The following is a 23,960-nucleotide window of genomic DNA, read 5'->3' on the forward strand; positions in this document are numbered from 1 at the left end:
GGAGAACCTCACCCAATGAAGGTCAAGCCGAGCGTCAAGAAGATCTGCGACAAGTGCAGGGTGATCCGCCGTCACGGTCGGGTCATGATCATTTGCGAGAACCCGCGCCACAAGCAGCGCCAGGGCTGACCGCACACGGATCACACCCTCTGCATCGATATCGCAGAGACTTCGCGCGACGCGAGCTGAATTTGTTCATACGCAGAGCCCGGGCGGGACTTCCCGTCTGACACCCCCGGTTCGGAGGCCGGGGACCCAGTCCGTACCAAATCTTCTGAGCGAAGAGGCCGGCGGCTGGGATTCGGTTCTGTGGAAGACCTCCGAGGATCAACTGGAGCCATTGAATGGCACGCGTTTCCGGTGTCGACATCCCGCGCGAAAAGCGTGTGGAGGTCGCCCTCACCTACGTGTTCGGCATCGGCCGGACCCTTTCCCAGGAGACGCTGGCAGCGACCGGCGTCGACCCGAACACCCGCGTTCGCGACCTCTCCGAGGAGCAGCTCGTCGCGATCCGCGAGTACGTGGACGCCAACATCAAGACCGAGGGTGACCTTCGTCGCGAGATCCAGGCCGACATCCGCCGCAAGGTGGAGATCGGCTGCTACCAGGGTCTCCGTCACCGTCGTGGTCTGCCCGTCCGCGGTCAGCGCACCAGCACGAACGCTCGTACCCGCAAGGGCCCGCGTCGCGCCATCGCCGGCAAGAAGAAGCCGGGCAAGAAGTAGTCCTCAGCGGACAACGCTTCATCAGCGGTCTTCGCTGTAGGACCGACCACCTCCCCGTAGGAGTTTGTAGATGCCCCCCAAGGGTCGTCAGGGCGCTGCCAAGAAGGTGCGCCGCAAGGAAAAGAAGAACGTCGCGCACGGCCAGGCGCACATCAAGAGCACGTTCAACAACACGATCGTGTCCATCACGGACCCGGCCGGAAACGTGATCTCCTGGGCCTCCGCCGGCCACGTCGGCTTCAAGGGCTCGCGTAAGTCCACGCCGTTCGCCGCGCAGATGGCCGCCGAGTCGGCTGCCCGTCGCGCGCAGGAGCACGGCATGCGCAAGGTCGACGTCTTCGTCAAGGGCCCGGGCGCCGGTCGTGAGACCGCCATCCGCTCCCTGCAGGCCACGGGCCTCGAGGTCGGCTCCATCCAGGACGTCACCCCGACCCCGCACAACGGCTGCCGTCCGCCCAAGCGTCGCCGCGTCTGACGCACGGCCGGTAGGTTTCGGGTTTGTCGGGCGGTACGGCACCGTAAAGGGCCGTATCGCCCGTACCCTTGTCTCATCTCAGGGCGTCAAATAGCGGGCGCCCCTGACTGAAGGATCGCACCATGCTGATTGCTCAGCGTCCCTCGTTGACCGAAGAGGTCGTCGACGAGTTCCGCTCCCGGTTCGTGATCGAGCCGCTGGAGCCGGGCTTCGGCTACACCCTCGGCAACTCCCTCCGCCGTACGCTCCTGTCCTCGATCCCCGGCGCTGCTGTCACCAGCATCCGGATCGACGGCGTCCTGCACGAGTTCACCACCGTGCCGGGCGTCAAGGAGGACGTCACCGACCTGATCCTCAACATCAAGCAGCTCGTCGTGTCGTCCGAGCATGACGAGCCCGTGGTGATGTACCTGCGCAAGCAGGGTCCGGGTCTGGTCACCGCCGCCGACATCGCGCCCCCGGCCGGTGTCGAGGTGCACAACCCCGACCTCGTCCTCGCCACGCTCAACGGCAAGGGCAAGCTGGAGATGGAGCTGACCGTCGAGCGCGGTCGCGGTTACGTCTCCGCCGTGCAGAACAAGCAGGTCGGTCAGGAGATCGGGCGCATCCCGGTCGACTCGATCTACTCGCCGGTTCTCAAGGTCACGTACAAGGTCGAGGCGACGCGTGTCGAGCAGCGCACCGACTTCGACAAGCTGATCGTCGACGTCGAGACCAAGCAGGCCATGCGTCCGCGCGACGCCATGGCGTCCGCCGGTAAGACGCTGGTCGAGCTGTTCGGTCTCGCCCGCGAGCTGAACATCGACGCCGAGGGCATCGACATGGGTCCGTCCCCGACGGACGCCGCCCTGGCCGCTGATCTGGCGCTGCCGATCGAGGAGCTGGAGCTCACCGTTCGGTCGTACAACTGCCTCAAGCGTGAGGGCATCCACTCCGTGGGTGAGCTCGTGGCTCGTTCCGAGGCCGACCTCCTGGACATCCGTAACTTCGGTGCGAAGTCCATCGACGAGGTCAAGGCGAAGCTGGCGGGTATGGGCCTGGCGCTCAAGGACTCCCCGCCCGGATTCGACCCGACCGCTGCGGCGGACGCGTTCGGCGCGGACGACGACGCGGACGCCGGCTTCGTCGAGACCGAGCAGTACTAAACGCTCCGCGGGGAGGCCGTACTGCGTCTGCGGGCCGGTTGTGGCTGGTCGCGCAGTTCCCCGCGCCCCTTCCAGGCCCCTTCGGGGGGCCTGGATCTCCGACGGGCAACCGCCTGCTCGGATACTGACCCCGGTACCTGATACGGCCGGGGCAGACACCTAGGAGAAAGACCATGCCGAAGCCCACCAAGGGCGCCCGTATGGGCGGCAGCGCCGCGCACGAGAAGCTGCTCCTCGCGAACCTCGCGAAGCAGCTGTTCGAGCACGGCCGCATCACCACCACCGAGGCGAAGGCGCGCAAGCTGCGCCCGTACGCCGAGCGTCTGGTCACCAAGGCGAAGAAGGGCGACCTTCACAACCGCCGTCAGGTGCTCCAGGTGATCACGGACAAGAGCATCGTGCACACGCTCTTCACCGAGATCGGCCCGCGCTACGAGAACCGTCCCGGTGGCTACACGCGCATCACCAAGATCGGTAACCGCCGTGGCGACAACGCGCCCATGGCCGTCATCGAGCTGGTCGAGGCGCTGACCGTGGCGCAGCAGGCGACCGGTGAGGCCGAGGCCGCCACCAAGCGCGCGGTCAAGGAGGCCGACGAGGCCAAGGCGGAGGAGACCACCGAGGCTCCGGCCGAGGAGGCCGCTGCCGAGCCCGCCGCGGAAGCGGCTGGTGAAAGCGTGAAGGACGCCTGAGGCTCTGCCTCGCAGTGAACGGGCCCGCCCTCTTGAGGGCGGGCCCGTTCCGCGTTCTCGGGAGGCTGCAGTGCTGAGAGGATCCAGGGGTGAGTGACGAAGTACAGCCCGGGCACGTACGGATGCGGCTCGACCTTTCCTACGACGGGACCGAGTTCTCCGGGTGGGCCAAGCAGGCAGGCGGCCGGCGGACCGTGCAGGGGGAGATCGAGGACGCCCTGCGGACCGTGACGCGGTCCCGCGAGACGTACGAGCTGACCGTGGCCGGGCGCACCGATGCCGGGGTGCACGCCCGGGGGCAGGTCGCCCATGTGGATCTGCCGCGGGAGGTCTGGGTGGAGCACCACGAGAAGCTGCTCAAGCGGCTCGCCGGGCGGCTGCCGAGGGATGTGCGGGTGTGGGCCCTGCGGGAGGCTCCCAGCGGCTTCAACGCGCGGTTCTCGGCCGTCTGGCGGCGGTACGCGTACCGGGTCACCGACAACCCCGGGGGCGTCGACCCGCTGCTGCGGGGGCACGTCCTGTGGCACGACTGGCCGCTCGACGTCGACGCCATGAGCGAGGCGGCGGGGCGGCTGCTCGGCGAGCACGACTTCGCGGCCTACTGCAAGCGGCGGGAGGGCGCGACCACCATCCGCACCCTCCAGGAGCTGAGTCTCGTGCGCGGGGACGACGGGATCATCACCGCGACCGTCCGCGCCGACGCCTTCTGCCACAACATGGTGCGGTCGTTGATCGGGGCGCTGCTGTTCGTGGGGGACGGGCACCGGGGGCCGGAGTGGCCCGGGAAGGTGCTCGCCGCAGGCGTGCGGGACTCGGCCGTGCATGTCGTACGGCCGCACGGGCTGACGCTGGAGGAGGTCGGCTACCCGGCCGACGAGCTGCTCGCCGCGCGCAACAAGGAGGCGCGGAACAAGCGGTCGCTGCCCGGTACGGCCGGGTGCTGCTGAGTCGACCTCGGCGTCGGCGCGGGCGGTCAGCCGTTGGCGGCCGCCGACGCCTGGGCCTCGCCGCGCTGGCGGATCCGCTGGAACGCGAACTCGGCGAGGTCGTCGCCCGTGGCGAAGGCCGCGGTGTCCTTCGTCGTCACGTCCTTGCCGTCGGTGAAGCCGGTGATCGTGAAGTAGGCGTACCGGCCGTAGGAGTTGGTCGTCGAGCGGCAGACCGCGCCGTTGCAGAAGGCCTTGACGTCGCCGCCGGTGAGGGCCTTGACGATGCTCTTCGCGTCGGCCTGGCTCTTGACCTTGAGGGCCTGCGCCTCGGTGTCGAAGACGGCCACGCCGACCGTCACGGCGAGGCCGTCCTTGGTGTACGTGACGCGCATCATGCGGGTGCAGCCGTTGTCGGTGAGGACCTTGCCCAGGGTGCCCGCGGCGCCCGTGGCGCAGGTGGTGCTGTCCGCCTTGGGGCCCTTCTTGTACACGGCGGAGCCCATGGTGAGCTGCGTGCCGGGGAAGAGGAGGTCGGGTCCGTTGGGCGCGGTGTCCTTGGCCTTGCTGGCCACGAACTCCTTCGGGTCCAGCGGGGGCGGGGCGCTGGTCGGCGCGAAGGACGGGGTGCTGGACGCGCTCGGCAGGGCGCCGGTCGCCGGCAGTGAGGACGTCGGCTTGTTCGCCTCGTCCTTGCCGTTCGCCGACACCACGGCCATGGCCACGGCGGTGCCGATGGCGAGTGTGGCGAGCGCGCCGCCGCCTATGAAGAGCAGCCGGCGGCGCTTGTTGCGCGTCTCGGACGCCTCGGCGAGCGCGGCCCAGTCCGGGGTCCGGCCGTCATCGCCGGTGGCCCACGGCTGCTGGGAGTTCGGTTTCCACGGATCCCACTGGGACTGAGGTCCCCCCTGCCCATAGCTCATGGGCCGCATCTTAGACGGGGAGCGGGGGGTCCTGTTCCGCCCGGACAAGGGCCGAAGCCCCCGGCTTTCCGAACAGGGGTACGGGCAAACGTGACATCTCCGGGTGGTTGGTGCGGCGTTTCTCCAGGCGGCCGTCGTGCGTGTGGCGCGGGACACTCAGGACGGGGTTTCGGGGCGTGGTGGGCCTCGTTTTGACCCGGCCCCCGGGACGCGGGTATTCTGCTTCTTCGTTGTGTATTGGCGCGCTCTTCTCACGGGACGGGCCCTTACACCGGTCCACCGGGCCGATGACCAGCGACCAGCACGCGGTTTGCGTCACCGCAGTGCGGTCTGGGCTGTCGTGATCGTCTTCGGTGACCTTGTCAGGACCATTCACTGAAGAAGCGAAGGCTACGAACCGTGCGTACGTACAGCCCCAAGCCCGGCGATGTGACGCGCCAGTGGCACGTCATCGACGCTCAGGACATCGTCCTGGGCCGTCTCGCCACCACTGCCGCGTCCCTCCTCCGGGGCAAGCACAAGCCGATCTACGCGCCCCACGTCGACACCGGTGACTTCGTCATCATCATCAACGCCGACAAGGTGCACCTCTCCGGCAACAAGCGGACCCAGAAGATGGCCTACCGCCACTCCGGGTACCCGGGCGGTCTGCGCTCCGTGCGCTACGACGACCTGCTGGCGAACAACCCGGAGAAGGCCGTCGAGAAGGCCGTCAAGGGCATGCTCCCCAAGAACACGCTCGGCCGTCAGATGCTCTCGAAGCTGAAGGTCTACAAGGGTGACGTGCACCCGCACGCGGCGCAGCAGCCTGTGCCGTTCGAGATCACCCAGGTCGCGCAGTAAGTCCGGCCACACCACCCCAAGCTGAAGAGAATCTGAGGAGAACCGTGGCCGAGACCACTGCCGAGCAGCCGCTCGAAGAGACCGAGCTCGTCGACATCGACAGCTACACCACCGAGTCCGAGGTCCCCGTCGAGGGTGAGTACACCTCGGAGTCCCTGGCCTCCCGCTTCGGCGAGCCCCAGCCGGCCGCCGGCCTGGGGCGTCGCAAGAACGCCATTGCCCGCGTCCGGATCGTTCCGGGCTCCGGCAAGTGGAAGATCAACGGTCGCACCCTTGAGGACTACTTCCCGAACAAGGTGCACCAGCAGGAAGTCAACGAGCCCTTCAAGGTGCTCGAGCTCGAAGGCCGCTACGACGTCATCGCCCGTATCTCGGGTGGCGGTGTCTCCGGTCAGGCTGGTGCGCTCCGTCTCGGTGTCGCCCGCGCGCTGAACGAGGCCGACGTCGACAACAACCGCGGCGCCCTCAAGAAGGCCGGCTTCCTCACGCGTGACGACCGCGCGGTCGAGCGCAAGAAGGCCGGTCTCAAGAAGGCCCGTAAGGCCCCGCAGTACAGCAAGCGTTAAGCTTCGCTGCCTGCTCGTACGTATGTGGAGCGAGCTCCGGCTCACTCTCTCGTACTCCGAACGCCCCGGCGGCACGCCATTGTGCCGTCGGGGCGTTCGTTTTATCGCAAGTCTGGGCGTATAACGGCACAAGGTGCTCAAAGGCTTGTGTGATCGGATGTTCAGGGCATCCAATGCCTGGATGCGGGAGCCGCTCCGGCATCGACCGTGACGCACGGCTTTTGAAACTGACGCTTCCTCAGGAGGACAAGTGGGACGACTCTTCGGCACGGACGGCGTGCGCGGTGTCGCCAACGCGGATCTGACGGCGGAGATGGCGCTCGGCCTGTCCGTCGCCGCGGCGCACGTGCTGGCCGAGGCGGGCACCTTCCAGGGCCACCGGCCGGTGGCCGTGGTCGGACGGGATCCGCGTGCGTCCGGGGAGTTCCTGGAGGCCGCCGTGGTGGCGGGCCTCGCGAGCGCGGGTGTGGACGTGCTGAAGGTCGGCGTGCTGCCCACGCCCGCCGTCGCGTACCTCACCGGCGTGCTCGGCGCCGACCTCGGCGTGATGCTGTCCGCCAGCCACAACGCCATGCCCGACAACGGCGTCAAGTTCTTCGCCCGCGGCGGCCACAAGCTCGCCGACCAGCTCGAGGACCGCATCGAGTCCGTCTACGAGGAGCACCGCACCGGCGCGCCCTGGGACCGGCCGACCGGCGCCGGCGTCGGCCGCGTGCGCTCCTACGACGAGGGGTTCGACCGGTACGTCGCCCACCTCATCGCCGTCCTGCCGAACCGGCTCGACGGGCTGAAGATCGTCCTCGACGAGGCGCACGGCGCTGCGGCTCGGGTGTCGCCGGAGGCGTTCACGCGGGCCGGCGCGGAGATCGTGACCATCGGGGCCGAGCCGGACGGGCTCAACATCAACGACGGGTGCGGGTCCACGCACCTGGACAAGCTGAAGGCCGCGGTCATCGAGCACGGGGCCGACTTCGGCGTCGCGCACGACGGGGACGCCGACCGGTGCCTCGCCGTGGACCACACGGGCGAGGAGATCGACGGGGACCAGATCCTCGCCGTGCTGGCCCTGTCCATGCGGGAGCGGGGCGTGCTGCGCTCGGACACCGTCGTCGCCACCGTCATGTCCAACCTCGGCTTCAAGCTGGCCATGGAGCGCGAGGGGATCCAGCTGGTGCAGGCCGCCGTCGGCGACCGGTATGTGCTGGAGGAGATGAAGGAGCACGGGTACGCGCTCGGCGGTGAGCAGTCCGGGCATGTGATCATCCTGGACCACGCGACGACGGGTGACGGGACGCTGACCGGGCTCATGCTGGCGGCTCGGGTCGCCGAGAGCGGGCGGTCACTGCGGGAGCTGGCCGCTGTGATGGAGCGGCTGCCTCAGGTGCTGATCAATGTGCCGGACGTCGACCGGTCCCGGGTGGGGAACTCGGCGGAGCTGGCGACTGCCGTCGGTGAGGCGGAGCGGGAACTCGGGGCCACCGGGCGGGTGTTGCTTCGGCCTTCCGGGACCGAGCCGTTGGTCCGGGTCATGGTCGAGGCCGCTGACATCGATCAGGCTCGGGCTGTTGCCGGGCGGCTGGCGGATGTGGTGAAGTCCGCGCTGGGTTAAGGGCCGCAAGATCGGGTTCGGGGTGGGGGGATCGGTGCGTCGCGGGCTGCGGGCTCATGGTGGCTGTCGCGCCCACGCGGCGGAGCCGCATGTCGACAGAGCCCCGCGCCCCTAGGTGAGTTGCCCCGACCGGCGTTGTCTGGCCCAGAGGTACTTCTGGGCCAGCAGGGTCAGGGTGCCCGCCAGGATGATGCCCAGGAGGTTCAGCAGGAGTTGTGTCGTTGAGCCCCAGGTTTGTTTCGTGTCGCCGTAGCTGAGGGCTACGGCGGCGTTGGCGGCGGCCGGGACCGTGGTGACCGAGATGGCCACGCCGACCAGGGCGCCGGACTTCGCGGAGGTCAGGGAGAGGGTGCCGGCGGCACCCGCGAGGACGGCCACGATGAAGGAGAACGCGTCGGGGGCGTAGACGAAGCCGGTCTGGGGGCGGTCCGCCTCCAGTTGCTCTTTGCTGAACAGGTCGATCGCGTCCATGAAGAGGCTGAAGCCCACCGTCGCCGCCATCGCCACCGCGAAGCCGACCAGCAGGGCGATCAGTGAGCGCAGGGCCAGGCGGGGAGCGCGCTGCACGATCGACGTGGAGACGCCGGCCAGCGGGCCGAACTCGGGGCCCACGGCCATCGCGCCCACGATCAGGACCGCGTTGTCGAGCACCACGCCGCAGGCCGCGATCATCGTGGCGAGGGTGATGAACGCGAGGTAGGTGACGGAGAGCGTCGACTCCTCGTGGGTGGCGTCCGTGAGGTGCTCCCACAGGACCGCGTCTGCGCCCTCGCCCGGCGCCTCCGCCTCCGCTTTGTCGGCGCGCCGGGACAGTGACAGGTCGATGTTCTCCACGGCGATCGAGCCGGTCCTGTCCAGGCCCAACTCCCGGAGGCGGGTGAGGAGTTCGTTTCCCGCCTCGCGTGCCACGTCGCACATGACGACATCGCCGGCCGGGTTGCGGGCGGCGCCCGGCATGACGACGAGATGCGTGGTGCCGACGGTGTTCTCGATCAGGCGGACCACGGCGTCGGTCCTGTCGGCCGGGGTGATCAGGCGCAGGTGCAGCATGGGGGCAGGGTAGCCGTCAGAGTTTGCGCAGGCTCAGGCGCTGCACCTTGTGGTCCTGGCCCTTGCGGACGACGAGGGTGGCGCGGCCGCGGGTGGGCGCGATGTTCTCCACCAGGTTGGGCTTGTTGATGGTGCGCCAGAGGGTGCGGGCGTAGTCGAGGGCCTCCTCCTCGGAGACCTGGGTGTACTTCCTGAAGTACGAGTCCGGGTTCTGGAAGGCGGTCTGGCGCAGTTTCCGGAACCGGTTGAGGTACCAGCGCTCGATGTCCTCGGCGCTCGCGTCGACGTACACGCTGAAGTCGAAGTAGTCGGCGAGGCCGACGCGGGTGCGGCCGTCCTTGCCGGGCAGGGCGGGCTGCAGGACGTTCAGGCCCTCGACGATGAGGATGTCGGGGCGGCGGACGGTGAGCTTGCGGTCGGCCACGATGTCGTAGATCAGGTGGGAGTAGACGGGGGCCGTGACCTCGTCCTTGCCCGCCTTGATGTCGGCCACGAAGCGGGTCAGCGCCCGGCGGTCGTAGGACTCGGGGAAGCCCTTCCGCGACATCAGGCCGCGGGCCTCCAGTTCCCGGGTGGGCAGGAGGAAGCCGTCCGTGGTGACCAGCTCCACGCGGGGGTGTTCCGGCCAGCGGGAGAGGAGGGCCTGGAGGAGGCGGGCGACCGTGGACTTCCCTACGGCCACGGAGCCCGCGACGCCTATGACGAACGGGGTGCCGGACTGGGAGCCCTGTTCGCCGAGGAAGGTGTTCAGGGCGCCGCGCAGGCCGTCCGTCGCGCCCACGTAGAGGTTGAGGAGGCGGGAGAGCGGGAGGTAGATGTCGCGGACCTCGTCGAGGTCGATGACGTCGCCGAGTCCGCGCAGCTTCTCGACCTCCTCGGCCGTCAGCGGCAGCGGAGTCTTCTCGCGCAGCGCGCTCCACTCGCTTCGGGTGAGGTCGACGTAGGGAGTCGCCTCCGGCCTGTGCCGGTGGGCGCTCCGGGGCATCGGGGAGACCGGAGAGATCACACTCCATTGTTAACGGAGTTTGAACGGGGCGGTGGGTGGGGTCCGTCACGATCCGGGGAGGGGCAGGGGGACGGTGGGCGGGCGTACAGCCGTGGGAATTTCCGAAATCGGGCACGTGGAGGCTCTTTCGGGGTGGGAATCGGTCGTAGGCTGCCGCGCATGTGCGGAATCGTGGGATACGTGGGGTCTCAGTCGGCGCTCGACGTCGTCATGGCCGGGCTGAAGCGGTTGGAGTACCGGGGGTACGACTCGGCCGGTGTCGCCGTGCCGGCCGACGGGGGGCTCGCCGCGGCCAGGAAGGCGGGCAAACTCGTCAACCTGGAGAAGGAGCTGACGGAACGGCCGCTGCCGGCCGGGACGACGGGCATCGGGCATACGCGCTGGGCCACGCACGGCGGGCCCACCGATGCCAACGCCCATCCTCATCTCGACAACGCGGGGCGCGTCGCCGTCGTGCACAACGGGATCATCGAGAACTTCGCGGTGCTGCGGGCCGAGCTGGCCGAGCGGGGGCACGAGCTGCTCTCCGAGACCGATACCGAGGTCGTGGCGCATCTGCTCGCCGAGGAGTTCTCCGTGACCTCCGACCTGGCGGAGGCGATGCGGCTGGTGTGCCGGCGGCTGGAGGGGGCGTTCACGCTGGTCGCGGTGCATGCGGACGCGCCCGATGTGGTGGTCGGGGCGCGGCGGAACTCACCGCTGGTGGTGGGCGTTGGAGAGGGCGAGTCCTTTCTCGCCTCGGACGTCGCCGCGTTCATCGCCCACACGCGGTCGGCGATCGAGCTGGGTCAGGACCAGGTGGTGGAGCTCCGCCGGGACGGCGTGACGGTGACCGGTTTCGACGGCCGTCCGGCGGACGTGCGCGCCTACCACGTCGACTGGGACGCGTCGGCCGCGGAAAAGGGGGGTTATGACTACTTCATGCTCAAGGAGATCGCCGAGCAGCCCAAGGCTGTCGCCGATACCCTGCTCGGCCGTATCGACGCCTCGGGGGCGCTGACCCTCGACGAGGTGCGGATCCCGCCGTCGGAGCTGCGGGAGGTCGACAAGGTCGTCATCGTCGCGTGCGGTACGGCCTTCCACGCGGGCCTCATCGCCAAGTACGCCATCGAGCACTGGACGCGCATCCCGTGCGAGGTGGAGCTGGCCAGCGAGTTCCGGTACCGGGATCCGATCCTGGGCTCACGGTCGCTCGTCATCGCCATCTCCCAGTCCGGCGAGACGATGGACACGCTGATGGCGCTGCGGCATGCGCGTGAGCAGGGGTCCAAGGTGCTGGCCATCTGCAACACCAACGGCTCGACCATCCCGCGTGAGTCGGACGCGGTGCTCTACACGCACGCCGGGCCCGAGGTGGCGGTCGCCTCGACGAAGGCGTTCCTGACACAGCTGGTCGCCTGCTATCTGGTCGCCCTGTACCTCGGCCAGGTGCGCGGCACCAAGTGGGGGGACGAGATCCAGGCCGTCATCCGGGACCTCGCGCAGATCTCCGGCGCGGTCGACCGGGTGCTGGAGACCATGGAGCCGGTGCGGGAGCTGGCGCGGTCGCTCGCCCACAAGAACACGGTGCTGTTCCTGGGGCGGCACGTGGGGTATCCCGTCGCCCTGGAGGGTGCGCTGAAGCTGAAGGAGCTGGCGTACATGCACGCCGAGGGGTTCGCCGCGGGGGAGCTGAAGCACGGGCCGATCGCTCTCATCGAGGAGGACCTGCCGGTGGTGGTGGTCGTGCCGTCGCCGCGCGGGCGGTCCGTCCTCCACGAAAAGATCGTGTCCAACATCCAGGAGATCCGGGCGCGGGGTGCGCGGACGATCGTCGTCGCGGAGGAGGGCGACGAGGCGGTCGTGCCGTACGCCGACCATCTGGTGTGGACTCCGGTGACGCCGACGCTGCTGCAACCGCTGGTGGCCACGGTTCCGTTGCAGGTGTTCGCGTGCGAGCTGGCGACCGCCCGCGGCAACGAGGTGGACCAGCCGCGCAACCTGGCGAAGTCGGTGACGGTGGAGTAGCCGACGCCCGGGCGCCGAGGCTCTGAGGCTGCTCAAGTCCCTTGGCCGGTGCGGAAGATGACGGCCAGGATGATCCGCATGACAGGAATCGTGGGACTGGGCAGGAAGCAGGACGTCGTGCTGGTCGTCCGGGACGCCGACGTGGTCGCGGCGGCGTTGCGGCAGGCGGTGGCCGGGGCTTCGGACGGGGAGCGGGCGGGGCTGGAGCGTGCTCTCGCGCTCGTCGAGGCCACCGCCGCCGCCGGTGAGGCCCAGCTGCGTGCCCGCTGGGTGCGCTCCCGGTGGGACGCCGTCGGTTTCGCCGGTGACATCGCCTCGGTCGCGGCGGTGAGGGCCCTGCGTCAGGCGGAGCCGAGGCTGAGTCTCCTGGCGGCGGTCCAGCTGCAGAAGGACGCGGTGGCCCATCCGGAGTGATCCCGTATCACTCCGGACGGGTCCGGGGGCGGGCCGGCCCAGGCCGGCCCAGAGCTAGCCGCGCCTGCGGGCTTTGCGGGCCGTGTACAGCTTCCAGGTGGCGAAGGCCAGGGGGAGTTCCAGGATCCAGACGCCGACGACCGCGTCCCACTCCGGGTTGGCGGCCCCCGACTCGTCGGCGGTGATCACCGCGCAGAGCAGGCCCCAGGTCGCCGCCAGCAGGCCCACGAGCCAGAGAGCGGCGGTCCAGGCCCAGGTGGCGCCGTTGCCGGCGGCGGACGAGGGGGCCGACGTCCGTTTGCGGGGCTGGGGGATCTGGTCGGGCTCGCGGGCCGGCATCCGTACCGTCGCCTGCGGGGGGACCGCCGCGTCCAGCGCCGCTATCCGCTCCGGGGTCACTCCCCGGTACAGGGTGGGTTCCACCGTGACCGAGAACCCGTCGTGGCCGGTGAGGGTGCGGGCGCCGTCGGGGCGGGCGCCCATCGCCGAGCAGGCGTCGTAGCGGACGGTGACCGGGCCCCTGGGGGTCAGCAGGCTCACGCCCTCGGCGCCGATGACCAGGGTGACCTGCTCGTCCTCCAGGGACTGGTGACGGGTGCCGGTGACCGAGGTCGTGGAGAACTGGGGGGCGAGGGTGAAGCCCGCCCAGTCGACGCCCCGGCCGGGGACCTGGAGCAGCGCGCCGCCCCAGGCCTCGCGGGCGACCTCGCGCAGGTCCTCCAGCGTCACCGCGGTCAGCTCGGCCCGGTGCTGTTCGGGGGTGAGGATGGGGTGCCCGAGCAGCAGGCTGAGCGCGTACGAGGGGAGGGTGGCGGCGCCGAGGTCGGGAGTGTCGTACATCTTGAGGAGCTTGGTGCGCACCGAGTCCAGTTCCGCCTGCTCGATGCGGCCCGCGCGCAGGCGGGCGAGCGTGTCGACGAAGCCGCCGACGACCGCGTCCTGCTTCTGCGGGAGGGAGTCGGCGTAGGCGGTGAGGGTGGCGAAGTCGGCGTCGCGCGGGCTGTAGTCGGCCTCCGCGGAGTAGGAGTAGCCGCCCTCCTGGCGCAGGTCCTGGAAGAGGGCCCGGCCGAGGACGTCCGCGAAGACGCTGGCCGCGGTGGAGCGGCGCAGGACGGACGTGAGGACCACATGGCCGTCGTCGCCGCTGATGTACGCGGGGGTCGTGGGCAGGGCGCTGGTCGCGGTGGGGGCGGGGAAACGGACGCCCTCGGGGAGAGTGAGGTCGAGGCCCTCGGGGACGTGGTCGCTGGTGATCCACAGCACCGCGTTGTCCCGGGTGAAGCGGGTCTGCGCCCAGTGGCGTACCTGGTCGGGGGTCAGACTCCAGGTGCCCAGCTCGTTGTAGCTGGTCAGGCCGTAGCTCTGGGCGCCGTAGCGCCACAGCGGCATCTGGTGCTGGGGGCCGCCGCCACGGCCGGCCGCCTCCGTGCGGAGGATCTCCTTCTCCGTCTCCAGCCGTTCCATCGGCAGGTCGCGCAGCCCCGCGCACACGCTGTTGAGGTACTTGACGACCTCCTCCTCGCTGCCGGTGGCGTGGAAGAGGGTGTACGCGTTCGCCGTCGCGCCGTTGTAGTGCAGGTCGGACAGGCCGAGGCGGTGCAGGGCGAGGTGCTCGACGAGGTGGGTGAGGCCGGCGGTGGCCAGGGTCTCGTCGGCGCGGCCCACCCGGAAGAAGAGACCCGCGGTGATCTCGTTGCCCGAGGCGGGGGCGTAGAGGGTGGGGATGCAGTCGGTGGTGGTGTGGGAGATCAGGCCGTCGAGGGCGTGCAGTTCTGTGGTCATCGGTGGTCAGGCCCCCAGCGCGGACGAGCGGAACTTGAGGAACGCCGACTTCTGGTCGGGCAGGTACTGCCACGGGAACTCGGTCGCGCGGTCGCCGAGGAAGGCGAAGTGCGGGGCCGCGTCCGCGAAGTGGCCGCCGATCGAGAAGGCGAACGCGAACGCGTTGTGTGCGCCGATCGAGTTCCAGTCGGGCCGGTGACCGGGGTGCAGCACGGAGACCCGGGCGGCGTTGCGCAGGTCGTCGCGGACCGGCAGGCCCCGCATGTACGCGGTGCGCTCGCCGCTGTCCAGGTCGAGCCAGTGCTCGATGTGGGCGAGGGCGACCAGGGCGCCGGAGTTCGCGCCGTCGGGCGCGGCGGTCGCGCACTCGCGGGCGAAGCCGTGCGCCGCGTCCCAGGAGCCGCCCCACTTCGGGCACAGCTGCTGGAGGAGCTGCGTCTGGGCGCGGTAGTGGTGCGGGTGGTGGGCGGAGAGCCGGTCGTAGCGGCGGCGGGCCTCCGCCTGTCCCAGCTGCAGGCCGCGCGCGGTCATCAGACGGGCGGTCCAGGCGGGGGCGTACGCGGGCTGCTCGGCGCACACCTCGATCAGCAGCTGCTCGGCCCGCCGCAGCCAGTCGTGGAACTGGGTGAACTGGTCCTGCGAGACGTGCTGGGCGCGGGCGCCGCTGCGGATGTCCCAGCCGATGTAGACGTACCGCTCGGCGAGGAGCGTGCGGGGCAGCGGGTCGCCGGGGAGGTCGGCGGCCGCCCGCTCCAGGAAGTTCTCCACGCCGGCGATGTCGGCGACGAGACTGGCGGCGGAGGCGAGCTGGTCGACCGAGTCGAGCGCCGCGAAGCAGGCCCGGACGGCCTGCCAGTCCCCGGCCTGCGCGGCGGTGCGCAGCGGGATCAGCTCGGGTGTGTTGTCGTACGGGTCGAACGTCGGCCCCGAAGAGCCCGCGCTCATGGGTGTGCTGGTCATTCCTCCGCCCCCTGGCGTTGCTGTCCGCGGCGCGCGGGCTGGCCCCCCAGGGCGCGCGGCGGTGAAAGTCTGCTTCTGACTAGACGCGATCAAGTCGCCGCAGGCTAGCAGCCGCCTGTGACAGCCCGGCCGTAGGGTGCTCGGCATGAGCATCATCGGGGTCGGTATCGACGTGGCCGAGATCGAGCGGTTCGCGGCGTCGCTGGAACGGACGCCGGGGCTCGCCCAGCGGTTGTTCCTGGACAGCGAGCTGCTGCTGCCGAGTGGGGAGCGCAGGGGGCCCGCCTCGCTGGCGGCGCGGTTCGCGGCGAAGGAGGCGCTCGCCAAGGCGCTGGGGGCGCCGCCCGGGTTGTTGTGGACGGACGCGGAGGTGTTCGTCGAGGACAGCGGACGGCCGCGGCTGCGGGTGCGGGGGAGTGTCGCCGCGCGGGCGGCCGAACTGGGGGTGACGGGGTGGCATGTGTCGTTGAGTCATGATGCGGGCGTCGCTTCGGCGGTGGTGGTGGCCGAGGGGTGAGCCGACCGCGTGCGGCGGTGGGGACAGGCGGGGCAGACTCGACGTATGCGTACTGCCTACTGCGTCGAGACCGTCCGTCGTGCCGAGCGGGAGCTGATGGCCCGGGTTCCTGAAGGGGCGCTGATGCAGCGGGCCGCCGCCGGGCTCGCCGCCTCCTGCGTGGATCTGCTCGGGCGGGTGTACGGGCGGCGGGTCGTGCTGCTGGTCGGCAGCGGGGACAACGGCGGTGACGCCCTGTACGCCGGGGCTCGGCTGGCCCGGCGGGGGGCGGGGGTGAGCGCGGTGCTGCTCGCGCCCGAGCGCACGCATGCCGGGGGGCTGGCGGCGCTACGGCGGGCCGGTGGGCGCACGGTCGCGTCCGGCGGCGCCGAGGAGGTTCTGCGGCGGGCCGATCTCGTGCTGGACGGCATCGTCGGGATCGGCGGGAAGGGCGGACTGCGGCCGGACGCCGCCGCGCTGGCCGCGGTCGTCGCCGACACGCGGGCCCTCGTCGTCGCCGTCGACCTGCCCAGCGGCGTCGACGCCGACACCGGCGAGGTGCACGGGAGGGCGATCCGCGCCGATCTGACCGTCACCTTCGGCACGCACAAGCCGGGGCTGCTCGTGGATCCCGCGCGGGAGTACGCCGGGTCGGTGCGGCTCGTCGACATCGGGCTCGGGGACGCGCTGCCCGCCGCGCCCGAGCTGGAGGCCCTGCAACACGCGGACGTGGCGGCCCTGCTGCCGTTGCCGGGCGGGGAGAGCGACAAGTACCGGCGGGGGGTCGTGGGGATCGCCGCCGGGTCCGCCCGGTATCCGGGGGCCGCGGTGCTGGCCGTGGCGGGGGCGCTGCGGGGCGGGGCGGGGGCCGTGCGGTACGTCGGGCCGGCCGGGGACGCGGTCATCGCGCGGTTTCCCGAGACGCTCGTGTCCGACCGGGGGCCGAAGCAGGCCGGGCGGGTGCAGGCGTGGGTGGTCGGGCCGGGGGCCGGGGACGACGCGGGGACGGTGGCGGAGGTGCTGGCCGCGGAGGTGCCGGTGCTGATCGACGCGGACGGGCTGCGGCTGGCGGACGCGCGTGCGGTGCGGGGGCGTGGCGCGCCCACGTTGATGACGCCGCACGCCGGGGAGGCGGCCGCGTTGCTGGGCGTGGCGCGGGAGGAGGTGGAGGGGGCCCGGCTGGCCTCGGCGCGGGAGCTGGCGGCGCGGTATGGGGCGACCGTGCTGCTGAAGGGGGCGACGACGTTGGTCGCGCAGGCCGGGGGCGAGGGCGTGGTCCGGGTGAACGCCACGGGGACGGCCTGGCTGGCGACGGCCGGGAGCGGGGACGTCCTGTCCGGGCTCGCGGGGTCGTTGCTGGCGGCCGGGCTGAGCGCGCTGGACGCGGGAAGCGTCGGAGCGTATCTGCACGGCCTGGCCGGACGCTTCGCGGCTCAGGGAGCGCCGGCGGGCGCCCACGACGTGGCCGAGGCGATTCAGGAGGCCTGGCGGGACGTACGGGACTGAGCGGGGTTGGTGGGCCTGCGGGCTGGTAGGGCTGGAGGGGGGGTGGGGCCGGACCGGAGACTGGGTCTCCGGTCCGGCCCCGTGGGCCGGGGTCAGCCGGTCCGGTGGTTCAGGACGGCCTCCCTCGCCTTGTGGAGGGCGAAGCCGATGATCGGGATGAAGACCACGAAGCACACGTCACGTGCGGTGCCCGGGGACATCACGAGGTGCGTCAGCGCGTCCGAGGCGAGGACGGCGAGCACGAAGATCAGCGCGTCGGTCCCGATCCTCTTCCAGTCGGTCTTCCTGCCGTTGTCCGTCACGTCCTTGCCTTCCACTTCTTGAAGATGCTCCAGATCTTTGCGAAGAACTTCTCCTGCTTCGCCTTGGTGAGCCCGAATCCGGTGAGGCAGCCGAGGGCCGCGTACCTGATCTTCGTCTTGAGGTTGCCGGACTTGAACAGGAACGCGACGCATGCGCCGGCCACACAGTCCGAGATCTCCGTGCGGTAGGGCAGAAGATACGGTGCCCACTCGCCGATCGCCCAGTACACGAAGACCTTCAGCGCCCCGGACAGGGCCGCCTTGAGGGCCTCCTTGAGCGGGCCCCACATGTGGCCGTCGAGGTCCGTCATGTTGACCGGGTCCGACGGGTACCCGTAGTGGTTCGGCGAGCCCGAGGCGACCGGGTCGGACTGCAGGAAGCGGCCGGTGGCCGGGTCGTAGAGGCGGCTGCCCATCACCGTGTAGCCGGAGAGCGTGTCGCCGGAGCGCTGCGCGGCCCCGAGCCAGCCGTAGGCCGTGGCCGCGGTGGCGTCGAGCGCGTTGCCGTACTCGTCGTAGTGCTGGACCGTGCTGGCCGCGGACGTGTCCAGCGGCTGCTGGACCACGATGTCGCCGTGCAGGTCGGCGAGTTGCAGGACCGTGTTGCCGGTGGCCGAGGTGAGGGCGCCGAGGGAGCCCGTCAGGTCCGTCACGTCACGGCTGACGGCGCTGCCGTTCTGGCTCCAGGACGGGGTGTCCGTCGCTCCGCCGTAGTGCTGGGTGGTGGTGCCGGTGGTGGTCCAGGTGCCGTCGGCGGCCTGGGTCTGGGCGGAGCGGACGGCGAGGCGTCCGGCGGCGTCCAGGGTCCAGGTGTTGCGGGCGGCGCCCCGGGTCTCGGTGCGGACCAGGTCGTTCGTGTAGTACGTCAGGGCGGTGTTGCCGCCGGCCGTGGTGCGGCCGAAGGCGTCGTAGACGTAGCCGGGGTTCACCAGGCGGTCGGCCTTGTCGTAGGCGTACGACGTGGTGGTCGACGTGGTGTCGGAGGTGCTGCTGTCGCAGTCGTCCGAGCTGGTGGTCAGCTGCGTGCGGTTGCGGTCCGCGTCGAAGGAGTAGGCGCGGGCGGTGCAGCCGGCGGCGGTGGTGTCGGCGGCCTTGATGAGGTTGCCGGCGTTGTCGTAGGTGTAGGCGGACTGGGTGGTGGAGCCGTCGGTCCTGGTGTGCCCCGCCTGGCGGCCGTCGATGGTGTAGCCGGCGCTGTCGGAGGCGACGGCTGTGCCGTCGGACGCGGTGTAGGCACGGTCGGTCTGCTGACCGGCCGGGTCGGTGGCCTGGGTGAGGGTGTAGCTGCCGGGCAGGGTCTCGGTGGTGAGGTTGCCGTCGGCGTCGTAGCTGCCGGTGAACGCGCCCGCGACCGAGTCGGTCAGGGTCGCCAGGTCGCCGGCGGTGCTGTAGGCGTACGTGGTCGTGGACGGCGCCGAGTCGGTGTTCTTCACCGGGCGGTCCAGGATGTCGTATGCCGTGGTGGTGGTGTTTCCGGCGCCGTCGGCGTAGGAGATCTGGCGGCCCAGGTCGTCGTAGCCGTAGGTGACGGTCTGGCCGTTGGACGCCCGGGTGACGATCTGCCCGTTGGTCTGGCTGTAGCCGAAGGTCGTGACGGGGGTGGCCGTGCCGGTTCCGCCGGTGACGGCCGTCGTGGTGAGGCGGCCCGCGCCGTCCACGGTGGCGGTGGTCGTGCGGGTCACGCCGTTGGCGGTCTCGGCCTTGGTCGCGACCTGACCCCAGCGGTCGTAGGTGTAGACGGTGGTGACGGCCTCGGCCGGGTTGCTGCCGCCGCCGGTGATGGCGGCCGCGGGCGCGGTCCTGCAGAGCAGGCCGTCCCACTCGACGGAGGCGCAGACGCCGCTGGCGGACGCGCTGTAGTAGGTGTGGTTCAGGGTGTCGGCGTCCGAGCCGGAGGATCCGGCGGTGCGGGTGGAGGCCACCCGGCCGGCGCTGTCGTACGTGGTCACCGGGTCGATGCTGCCGATGCCGGTGGTGGTCTGCTGCGCGCCCGTCGCCCAGTTGTAGGCAGCGGTGGTCGTGGTGATGTCGGCGTCGGAGACGTGGCCCGCGATCGCGGCGCCGGTCGTCGTCGTGGTGGGCAGGTCGGCCACCGCCGCGCCGGCCGGCCGGTTCTCGTCGTAGGTGTACGCCGTGTGCTCACGGGCCGGGACGACCGAGCCGGCCGGCAGGGTCGACTCGGCGTCGGAGCCGGTCAGTTCCGTCGCCAGGGTGGTCTGGTGCAGCGGGCCGAACTCGTCGGTGAGGCGCTTGCCGTCCGCCGAGTACGTGGAGACCGTGGCCAGTTGCCGGGCCCGGTCCGCGGTCGGCAGCGCGGCGAGGCCGAGCTGCGTGAGGGTGTCGGAGGAGCCGGCGAGGGCCAGCGCCCGGTTGGCGGCGGTCAGTTCGAAGACGGTGTCGCCGAACTCGTCGTGGCCGGTCGTGGAGATCCCGCCGCCGGGCTTGGCGGTGTTCGTCTCCGCGCCGTCCGCGTCGATGTAGGTGACGGTGGCCCGGCCGTACGAGGACGACGTCAGGCCGGAGCCGGCGTTGGCGGACGGCACGCTGTCGGCCGGGAAGACGGCCGTGGCGTCCGTGGGCGCCTCGTCCTGGCCCCAGCCGGCCACGGTGGCGGCGTCCATCTGGTACGGGGCGGTGGAGCCGGACAGCGGCACGTCGTAGACGACGGTGGTGGCCGCCGTGCCCGACGTGGTGCTCGCGCTGCCCTGGGCCAGGCCCGGCCGGGAGGCCTTCAGCAGCATGCCCGCGCCGGCGGTGAGCGTGGAGCCGGCCGTGCCGTAGGTGAACGTCCAGGGCAGCTCGCCGGGCTTGGTGAGAGTGGCGACGCGGCCGTCGGAGGCGTAGGTGTACTGGGTCTTCAGAGCGGGGCTGATGCGCGGGTCCCACTCCTGGCGCAGGTGGCCGGAGCCGTCGTAGGCGTAGGAGGCGATGGTCTCGGCGGTCGCGGCGGAGGCGCCGGGCGTCGTCGCCCACAGCTTGATCGACGAGACCTGGTCCTTGTAGTCGCCCGGCACGCTGTCCGTGGCGGTCGTGGCGCCGGCGTAGACGAACTCCAGGACCCGGCAGCCCTTCGTGGCGGGCGCGGCCTGGCAGGCGGCGGAGGTGACGGCCCCGGTCGGGGAGATCACGTACTTGGGGCGGGCCAGGGTCTTCGTGCCGGACGGCACGGTCTGCGAGGCGACGGTGACCGTCGTGTCGTTGACGGCCGCCGCGGTCGACGCCAGGGTCCAGGTCGTCGTGCCGGTGCCGGCCTTGCCGAAGACGCTGACATCGGCGGCGGAGTCCTTCAGGGTGAAGGTGTCGCCGGACGACGCGTAGGTGAGGGTCAGGTTCTCCGCGCCCGGCTGGGGCTGCCAGCCGCCGGCGTTGGTGGCGGTGAAGGCGACCGTGTCGCCGTCGGCGGCGAGGAGCTCCACCGACGTGCCGGAGGTGCTGCGGATCTGCGTGTAGGCGTGGTCTGCGCTCGCGCCGGTGACGGAGGAGGCCCAGCCGGGTCCGAAGATCTGCGCCTGGCCCTCGCTGTCGTTGGCGTTGGCGCGCGAGGAGTAGGTCCGCTCGACGTTCGCCTCGAACTGCGCGGCGTCGGTCGCCGTCAGGGTGTAGTCGCCGGTGAGTTCGTTGACCTCGCCGGGGCCGACCTGGGCGGTCGGGGCGGTGCCGGCGTCGCGGTCCAGGGTGACGCCGACGGTCTGCGAGTAGCCGGTGGAGGAGCCGTCGGTGAACGCGGCGCGCAGCTCGATCACGCCGTCCTCGGCCAGGCTGGAGACGGTGTTCCAGACCAGCTTCGTGGCGGTGCCGGAGGTGACGGCGACCGGCCAGGCGGAGACCGCGTTGCCGGCGGCGGTGACGTCGCCGACCGGGACGGTGTGCCAGCCGTCGGCCTCGCCGCGCCGGTACTGCCAGGTGACCCCGGTGTAGGTGGACAGGCCCTTCGCGGCGAGGGTCAGCCGGCGGGCGGTGGTGTCGCCGTCCTGCGGGGACAGGATCGCGGCGCCGTCCGCGCCGACGCCGAAGCTGTACGCGGTCGTCGTTGAAGAAACGTTTCCGCCGGAGTCGACGGTCTTGGCGTAGAGCGTGTGCCAGCCGTTCGCCGGGGCGATGCTGATCGTCTGCGCGTCACCGCCGCTGCCGTCGGTGGTGTCCAGCTTCTGGTTCGGCGTGGCCGGGTCGTCCAGCCCCCAGTAGTAGCCCGCGCCGTCGGTGGAGGCGGTGTCGAGGGTGCAGGAGACCGCGCCGCTCGCCTTCGCCGTCCAGCCGTTCTCGCCGTACGTGGCGCAGCTGACCGTCGGGGCGGTCGGCAGGCCGGTGTTCAGCACGAACGTGGTGTAGCCCGTCCAGGAGCCGTAGTCCGTGCCGTCGTACGCCCGCGCCCGGTAGCGCAGGTGGGCGCCCACCGGGAACGCGTTCGCGGAGGGGATCGTCAGCTTGGCGGTGGAGCCGGAGGTGACCGACGAACTGGTGCCGGTGTAGGTGTACGTGGTGTCCGCGTACGCCGGGTCCGCCGTGACCTCGAACTGCGCCTTCGTGGCGGAGCCGTCCGGGTCGGCGACCTTCGCCGACAGGGTGGGCGTCAGGGAGGTGACGTACCGCTTGCCGTTGTAGGTGTTGACCTGCGACGGCGCGATCGCGAGGGAACTCGGCGTCGACGGGTAGGAGTTGTAGGTGACGACGAGCTTCGGTGCGTATCCGGAGGTGGAGTAGTTCGCGGAGCGGAAGCGGCGCCAGGTGGTGGAGTCGGTCTCGTCGGCGGCGCGGACCTGGAGGCCGTAGTTGGCAGAGCCGTCGGCCCAGGCCTGGACGATGGTCTGCAGGTTCCAGTTGGACCAGTTGGCGGGGCAGGTCGAGTCGTAGCCCCAGTGGCCGGTGTTGGTGGCCATGCCGGTCGTCGTGGTGGTGGGCTGGGCGCCCCAGGTGATGGAGGAGGAGGACCAGGTGGAGGTGATCCGGCGGGCCTGGGTGGCGGCTCCGGCGGTGGAGCAGGTCGCGGAGTAGTAGTTGTACAGCGACATGGTGGCCGCGGTGACGTGCTTGCCGGTGAACTTGGAGACGTCGAACTTCAGATACGAGTGGGCGGTGTCGGTGCCGCCGTCGTAGGTGCCCGACTTCAGCTCCTCGGAGGAGATCTGGGAGTCGGGGTAGTCGGGGTTCTGCACCCAGGTGTCGGTGGTGACGGCGAGGGTGGTGGTCGGGTCGACCGTCACCGGATAGGTCGCCGTGGCCAGGAAGTCCGCGCTCGGCGTCAGGACGAGGGTCTGCGCGCCGTTCGCGGCCGTCTCGATCTTCGTGGCGACGCGCTGCTGGTGCGCGGACTCGCCGGAGGCCTTGTCCTTGGAGGAGTCCCACATCATCGGCGCGGGCGCCTCGGCGACGAGCTTGCCGGCGCCGTCCTTGAGCAGCAGGTGTCCGGAGGCGGCCTGGGACAGCTTCAGCCCGTCGAGGTCCAGCGGGATCCGGTAGGCGGTGGCCGTGCCGGCGGCGGGCTTCTGGGCGAGCCGGATGTTCTCCGAGAAGCCCTGCGCCAGCGCGCTGACCGACAGGGTCTGGCCGCCGCCCAGGCTGTAGGAGGCGGTGTTGTGCTTCACGGACGGGGTCGGCAGCTTGCCCGACCAGCCCAGCCCGAAGGACTGCTTGCCCTTGGTCACCGAGGCGAGCTTGGCGTCGCCGCCGTCGGAGACCGCGACGTCCGCGGCCGCGACCGCCGGGGTCAGATCGGCGCCGGTGTCGGACAACGACGTGTCGATGTCCTTCCACACCGAGCCGACCTTCGTGCGGACCGGCCCGGCGAACGCGTCCGTCTCCAACTCCCCGCTCGGCAGCGCATACGTCGACGAGTCAGCCGTGCGCGCGCTGGTCACCTCGATCTTGCGGCCCTGGAGCCGGGCCATCAGCAGCGCCGCCTCCACGGAGTCCGCGGACGAGGCGGCGGCCTTGGCGCTGTGCGCCCGGCCGGCCCCCGCCTTCGCGGCCCCGGCCGTGGCGCCGGAGTCGAAGCCGGCGGCGAACACCGACCCCGTTCCCAGCGACAACAGGGCTGTTTCCGCCGCGAGTACGGCGGCGACCGCGAGTGCGGTGCGCCGGACGGATTCGCTTCCGCGTCTCCGTCCGGAGCGTCCCCCCGGAGTCGGGAAGACCCATCTCCCCTTGAGTCTCATCACATCTCCTGTGCGTACTTCGACAGCGCGCGGTGCACTGCCGAACGTGATGATGAAGGAGGATTCCGTGGAGAAACCGGAACGGAAGTTTCACCGGGGAAACGTGATCCTCAGATTCTCCTCAAACCCTCTTGACCTGGAGGAAGGGAGGATGAGTGAACCTTCAAGGTTTGGCTAAGGCGACAGAAACGAAACGCAAACCACTCTTTCGCCAATGACCGCAAAACGGGCAGGCCTGTCTGCTCCGGGATTTCCCGACGGAACTCGGCGACGGTTTCCGGCCGTTGGAGATTTTGGCTGATCGTTATCTGTGCGATGAAGGGCCGTCTCCGGTCCAGGGAGAAAGCAGACCGGCTCTTTGTTTCTGCTTTTCCTTGCCGA

At 70.8% G+C, this 23,960-nt stretch carries 20 protein-coding genes; 13 read left to right on the forward strand and 7 right to left on the reverse strand.

The genetic code is table 11. From position 1 onward, the window contains the following. The first annotated feature begins 15 nt into the window (after positions 1 to 15). The 6 genes from rpmJ to truA all read left to right on the forward strand — a co-directional run bounded on the left by rpmJ (position 16) and on the right by truA (position 3,984). Positions 16 to 129: a 50S ribosomal protein L36 gene (gene rpmJ / locus ACIBAF_RS18625; protein ID WP_004984509.1), complete on the forward strand. Its 114-nt coding sequence runs from the start codon at positions 16 to 18 to the stop codon at positions 127 to 129. A gap of 215 nt (positions 130 to 344) precedes the next feature. Further along, positions 345 to 725, forward strand: coding sequence for a 30S ribosomal protein S13 (gene rpsM / locus ACIBAF_RS18630; protein WP_020132619.1), 381 nt, complete (start codon positions 345 to 347; stop codon positions 723 to 725). A 70-nt stretch (positions 726 to 795) separates the two neighbouring features. Next, positions 796 to 1,200 carry a 30S ribosomal protein S11 gene (gene rpsK / locus ACIBAF_RS18635; RefSeq protein WP_010354218.1) on the forward strand — a complete coding sequence of 135 codons (405 nt, stop codon included), beginning with the start codon at positions 796 to 798 and terminating at the stop codon, positions 1,198 to 1,200. Positions 1,201 to 1,322: 122 nt separating this feature from the next. After that, a complete protein-coding gene (locus ACIBAF_RS18640; protein WP_003966937.1) occupies positions 1,323 to 2,345 on the forward strand; it encodes a DNA-directed RNA polymerase subunit alpha in 1,023 nt (340 codons plus the stop codon). 173 nt (positions 2,346 to 2,518) lie between these two features. Further along, a complete protein-coding gene (rplQ, locus tag ACIBAF_RS18645) occupies positions 2,519 to 3,037 on the forward strand; it encodes a 50S ribosomal protein L17 (RefSeq protein WP_399464295.1) in 519 nt (172 codons plus the stop codon). An 89-nt stretch (positions 3,038 to 3,126) separates the two neighbouring features. After that, positions 3,127 to 3,984 carry a tRNA pseudouridine(38-40) synthase TruA gene (gene truA / locus ACIBAF_RS18650; RefSeq protein WP_399464296.1) on the forward strand — a complete coding sequence of 286 codons (858 nt, stop codon included), beginning with the start codon at positions 3,127 to 3,129 and terminating at the stop codon, positions 3,982 to 3,984. Between the two features lie 26 nt (positions 3,985 to 4,010). On the opposite strand, the gene ACIBAF_RS18655 is transcribed toward truA, so the two are convergent. After that, positions 4,011 to 4,886, reverse strand: a complete 876-nt coding sequence (locus ACIBAF_RS18655) for a hypothetical protein (RefSeq protein WP_399464297.1) — start codon at positions 4,884 to 4,886, stop codon at positions 4,011 to 4,013. A 399-nt stretch (positions 4,887 to 5,285) separates the two neighbouring features. Here ACIBAF_RS18655 and rplM point away from each other — a divergent pair, with 399 nt between their 5' ends. From rplM to glmM, 3 genes are all read left to right on the forward strand, one after another. After that, positions 5,286 to 5,729 (forward strand): 50S ribosomal protein L13, encoded by a 444-nt coding sequence (rplM, locus tag ACIBAF_RS18660; protein WP_020132189.1) that lies wholly within the window; start codon positions 5,286 to 5,288, stop codon positions 5,727 to 5,729. A 44-nt stretch (positions 5,730 to 5,773) separates the two neighbouring features. Then, positions 5,774 to 6,295 (forward strand): 30S ribosomal protein S9, encoded by a 522-nt coding sequence (rpsI, locus tag ACIBAF_RS18665; protein ID WP_079660402.1) that lies wholly within the window; start codon positions 5,774 to 5,776, stop codon positions 6,293 to 6,295. A gap of 250 nt (positions 6,296 to 6,545) precedes the next feature. Then, positions 6,546 to 7,904 (forward strand): phosphoglucosamine mutase, encoded by a 1,359-nt coding sequence (glmM, locus tag ACIBAF_RS18670; RefSeq protein WP_399464298.1) that lies wholly within the window; start codon positions 6,546 to 6,548, stop codon positions 7,902 to 7,904. 111 nt (positions 7,905 to 8,015) lie between these two features. On the opposite strand, the gene ACIBAF_RS18675 is transcribed toward glmM, so the two are convergent. Both ACIBAF_RS18675 and coaA read right to left on the reverse strand, forming a co-directional pair. Further along, entirely contained in the window at positions 8,016 to 8,954 is a 939-nt protein-coding gene (locus ACIBAF_RS18675) for a DUF389 domain-containing protein (RefSeq protein WP_399464299.1), read from the reverse strand. A 16-nt stretch (positions 8,955 to 8,970) separates the two neighbouring features. After that, positions 8,971 to 9,939, reverse strand: a complete 969-nt coding sequence (coaA, locus tag ACIBAF_RS18680; protein ID WP_399464300.1) for a type I pantothenate kinase — start codon at positions 9,937 to 9,939, stop codon at positions 8,971 to 8,973. A 180-nt stretch (positions 9,940 to 10,119) separates the two neighbouring features. Between coaA and glmS the strand changes: the two genes are divergently transcribed. Both glmS and ACIBAF_RS18690 read left to right on the forward strand, forming a co-directional pair. Further along, the gene (gene glmS / locus ACIBAF_RS18685; protein WP_399464301.1) at positions 10,120 to 11,967 is read left to right on the forward strand and encodes a glutamine--fructose-6-phosphate transaminase (isomerizing); all 1,848 of its coding nucleotides are present in this window, start codon (positions 10,120 to 10,122) and stop codon (positions 11,965 to 11,967) included. A 78-nt stretch (positions 11,968 to 12,045) separates the two neighbouring features. Further along, on the forward strand, positions 12,046 to 12,381 hold the full coding sequence (locus tag ACIBAF_RS18690; RefSeq protein WP_399464302.1) for a hypothetical protein: 336 nt from the start codon (positions 12,046 to 12,048) through the stop codon (positions 12,379 to 12,381). Positions 12,382 to 12,435: 54 nt separating this feature from the next. On the opposite strand, the gene ACIBAF_RS18695 is transcribed toward ACIBAF_RS18690, so the two are convergent. Next, on the reverse strand, positions 12,436 to 14,163 hold the full coding sequence (locus ACIBAF_RS18695; protein ID WP_399464303.1) for a M16 family metallopeptidase: 1,728 nt from the start codon (positions 14,161 to 14,163) through the stop codon (positions 12,436 to 12,438). Between the two features lie 6 nt (positions 14,164 to 14,169). Further along, on the reverse strand, positions 14,170 to 15,123 hold the full coding sequence (locus tag ACIBAF_RS18700) for a hypothetical protein (protein WP_399464304.1): 954 nt from the start codon (positions 15,121 to 15,123) through the stop codon (positions 14,170 to 14,172). Between the two features lie 145 nt (positions 15,124 to 15,268). Here ACIBAF_RS18700 and ACIBAF_RS18705 point away from each other — a divergent pair, with 145 nt between their 5' ends. Continuing rightward, positions 15,269 to 15,640, forward strand: coding sequence for a holo-ACP synthase (locus ACIBAF_RS18705; RefSeq protein ID WP_399464305.1), 372 nt, complete (start codon positions 15,269 to 15,271; stop codon positions 15,638 to 15,640). 45 nt (positions 15,641 to 15,685) lie between these two features. Then, entirely contained in the window at positions 15,686 to 17,125 is a 1,440-nt protein-coding gene (locus ACIBAF_RS18710; RefSeq protein ID WP_399464306.1) for an NAD(P)H-hydrate dehydratase, read from the forward strand. Positions 17,126 to 17,217: 92 nt separating this feature from the next. Here the strand turns inward: ACIBAF_RS18710 and ACIBAF_RS18715 are convergent, their stop codons facing one another. Further along, on the reverse strand, positions 17,218 to 17,442 hold the full coding sequence (locus ACIBAF_RS18715) for a hypothetical protein (protein WP_399464307.1): 225 nt from the start codon (positions 17,440 to 17,442) through the stop codon (positions 17,218 to 17,220). After that, complete coding sequence (locus ACIBAF_RS18720) at positions 17,424 to 23,579, reverse strand: DNRLRE domain-containing protein (RefSeq protein WP_399464308.1); 6,156 nt, start codon at positions 23,577 to 23,579, stop codon at positions 17,424 to 17,426. The genes ACIBAF_RS18715 and ACIBAF_RS18720 overlap by 19 nt, the downstream gene beginning before the upstream one ends. Positions 23,580 to 23,960 lie beyond the last annotated feature (381 nt).

The sequence above is a fragment of the Streptomyces sp. NPDC051677 genome (genome assembly GCF_044453465.1).
In the GTDB taxonomy this organism is placed as follows: Bacteria; Actinomycetota; Actinomycetes; order Streptomycetales; family Streptomycetaceae; genus Streptomyces.

What these genes read in the sequence shown, in the direction of transcription:
- rpmJ (WP_004984509.1), top strand. Translation starts at nt 16, where the DNA reads ATGAAGGTCAAGCCGAGCGTCAAGAAGATCTGCGACAAGTGCAGGGTG.
- rpsM (WP_020132619.1), top strand. Translation starts at nt 345, where the DNA reads ATGGCACGCGTTTCCGGTGTCGACATCCCGCGCGAAAAGCGTGTGGAG.
- rpsK (WP_010354218.1), top strand. Translation starts at nt 796, where the DNA reads ATGCCCCCCAAGGGTCGTCAGGGCGCTGCCAAGAAGGTGCGCCGCAAG.
- ACIBAF_RS18640 (WP_003966937.1), top strand. Translation starts at nt 1,323, where the DNA reads ATGCTGATTGCTCAGCGTCCCTCGTTGACCGAAGAGGTCGTCGACGAG.
- rplQ (WP_399464295.1), top strand. Translation starts at nt 2,519, where the DNA reads ATGCCGAAGCCCACCAAGGGCGCCCGTATGGGCGGCAGCGCCGCGCAC.
- ACIBAF_RS18655 (WP_399464297.1), bottom strand. Translation starts at nt 4,886, where the DNA reads ATGAGCTATGGGCAGGGGGGACCTCAGTCCCAGTGGGATCCGTGGAAA.
- ACIBAF_RS18675 (WP_399464299.1), bottom strand. Translation starts at nt 8,954, where the DNA reads ATGCTGCACCTGCGCCTGATCACCCCGGCCGACAGGACCGACGCCGTG.
- coaA (WP_399464300.1), bottom strand. Translation starts at nt 9,939, where the DNA reads ATGCCCCGGAGCGCCCACCGGCACAGGCCGGAGGCGACTCCCTACGTC.
- glmS (WP_399464301.1), top strand. Translation starts at nt 10,120, where the DNA reads ATGTGCGGAATCGTGGGATACGTGGGGTCTCAGTCGGCGCTCGACGTC.
- ACIBAF_RS18690 (WP_399464302.1), top strand. Translation starts at nt 12,046, where the DNA reads ATGACAGGAATCGTGGGACTGGGCAGGAAGCAGGACGTCGTGCTGGTC.
- ACIBAF_RS18695 (WP_399464303.1), bottom strand. Translation starts at nt 14,163, where the DNA reads ATGACCACAGAACTGCACGCCCTCGACGGCCTGATCTCCCACACCACC.
- ACIBAF_RS18700 (WP_399464304.1), bottom strand. Translation starts at nt 15,123, where the DNA reads ATGACCAGCACACCCATGAGCGCGGGCTCTTCGGGGCCGACGTTCGAC.
- ACIBAF_RS18705 (WP_399464305.1), top strand. Translation starts at nt 15,269, where the DNA reads ATGAGCATCATCGGGGTCGGTATCGACGTGGCCGAGATCGAGCGGTTC.
- ACIBAF_RS18710 (WP_399464306.1), top strand. Translation starts at nt 15,686, where the DNA reads ATGCGTACTGCCTACTGCGTCGAGACCGTCCGTCGTGCCGAGCGGGAG.
- ACIBAF_RS18720 (WP_399464308.1), bottom strand. Translation starts at nt 23,579, where the DNA reads ATGAGACTCAAGGGGAGATGGGTCTTCCCGACTCCGGGGGGACGCTCC.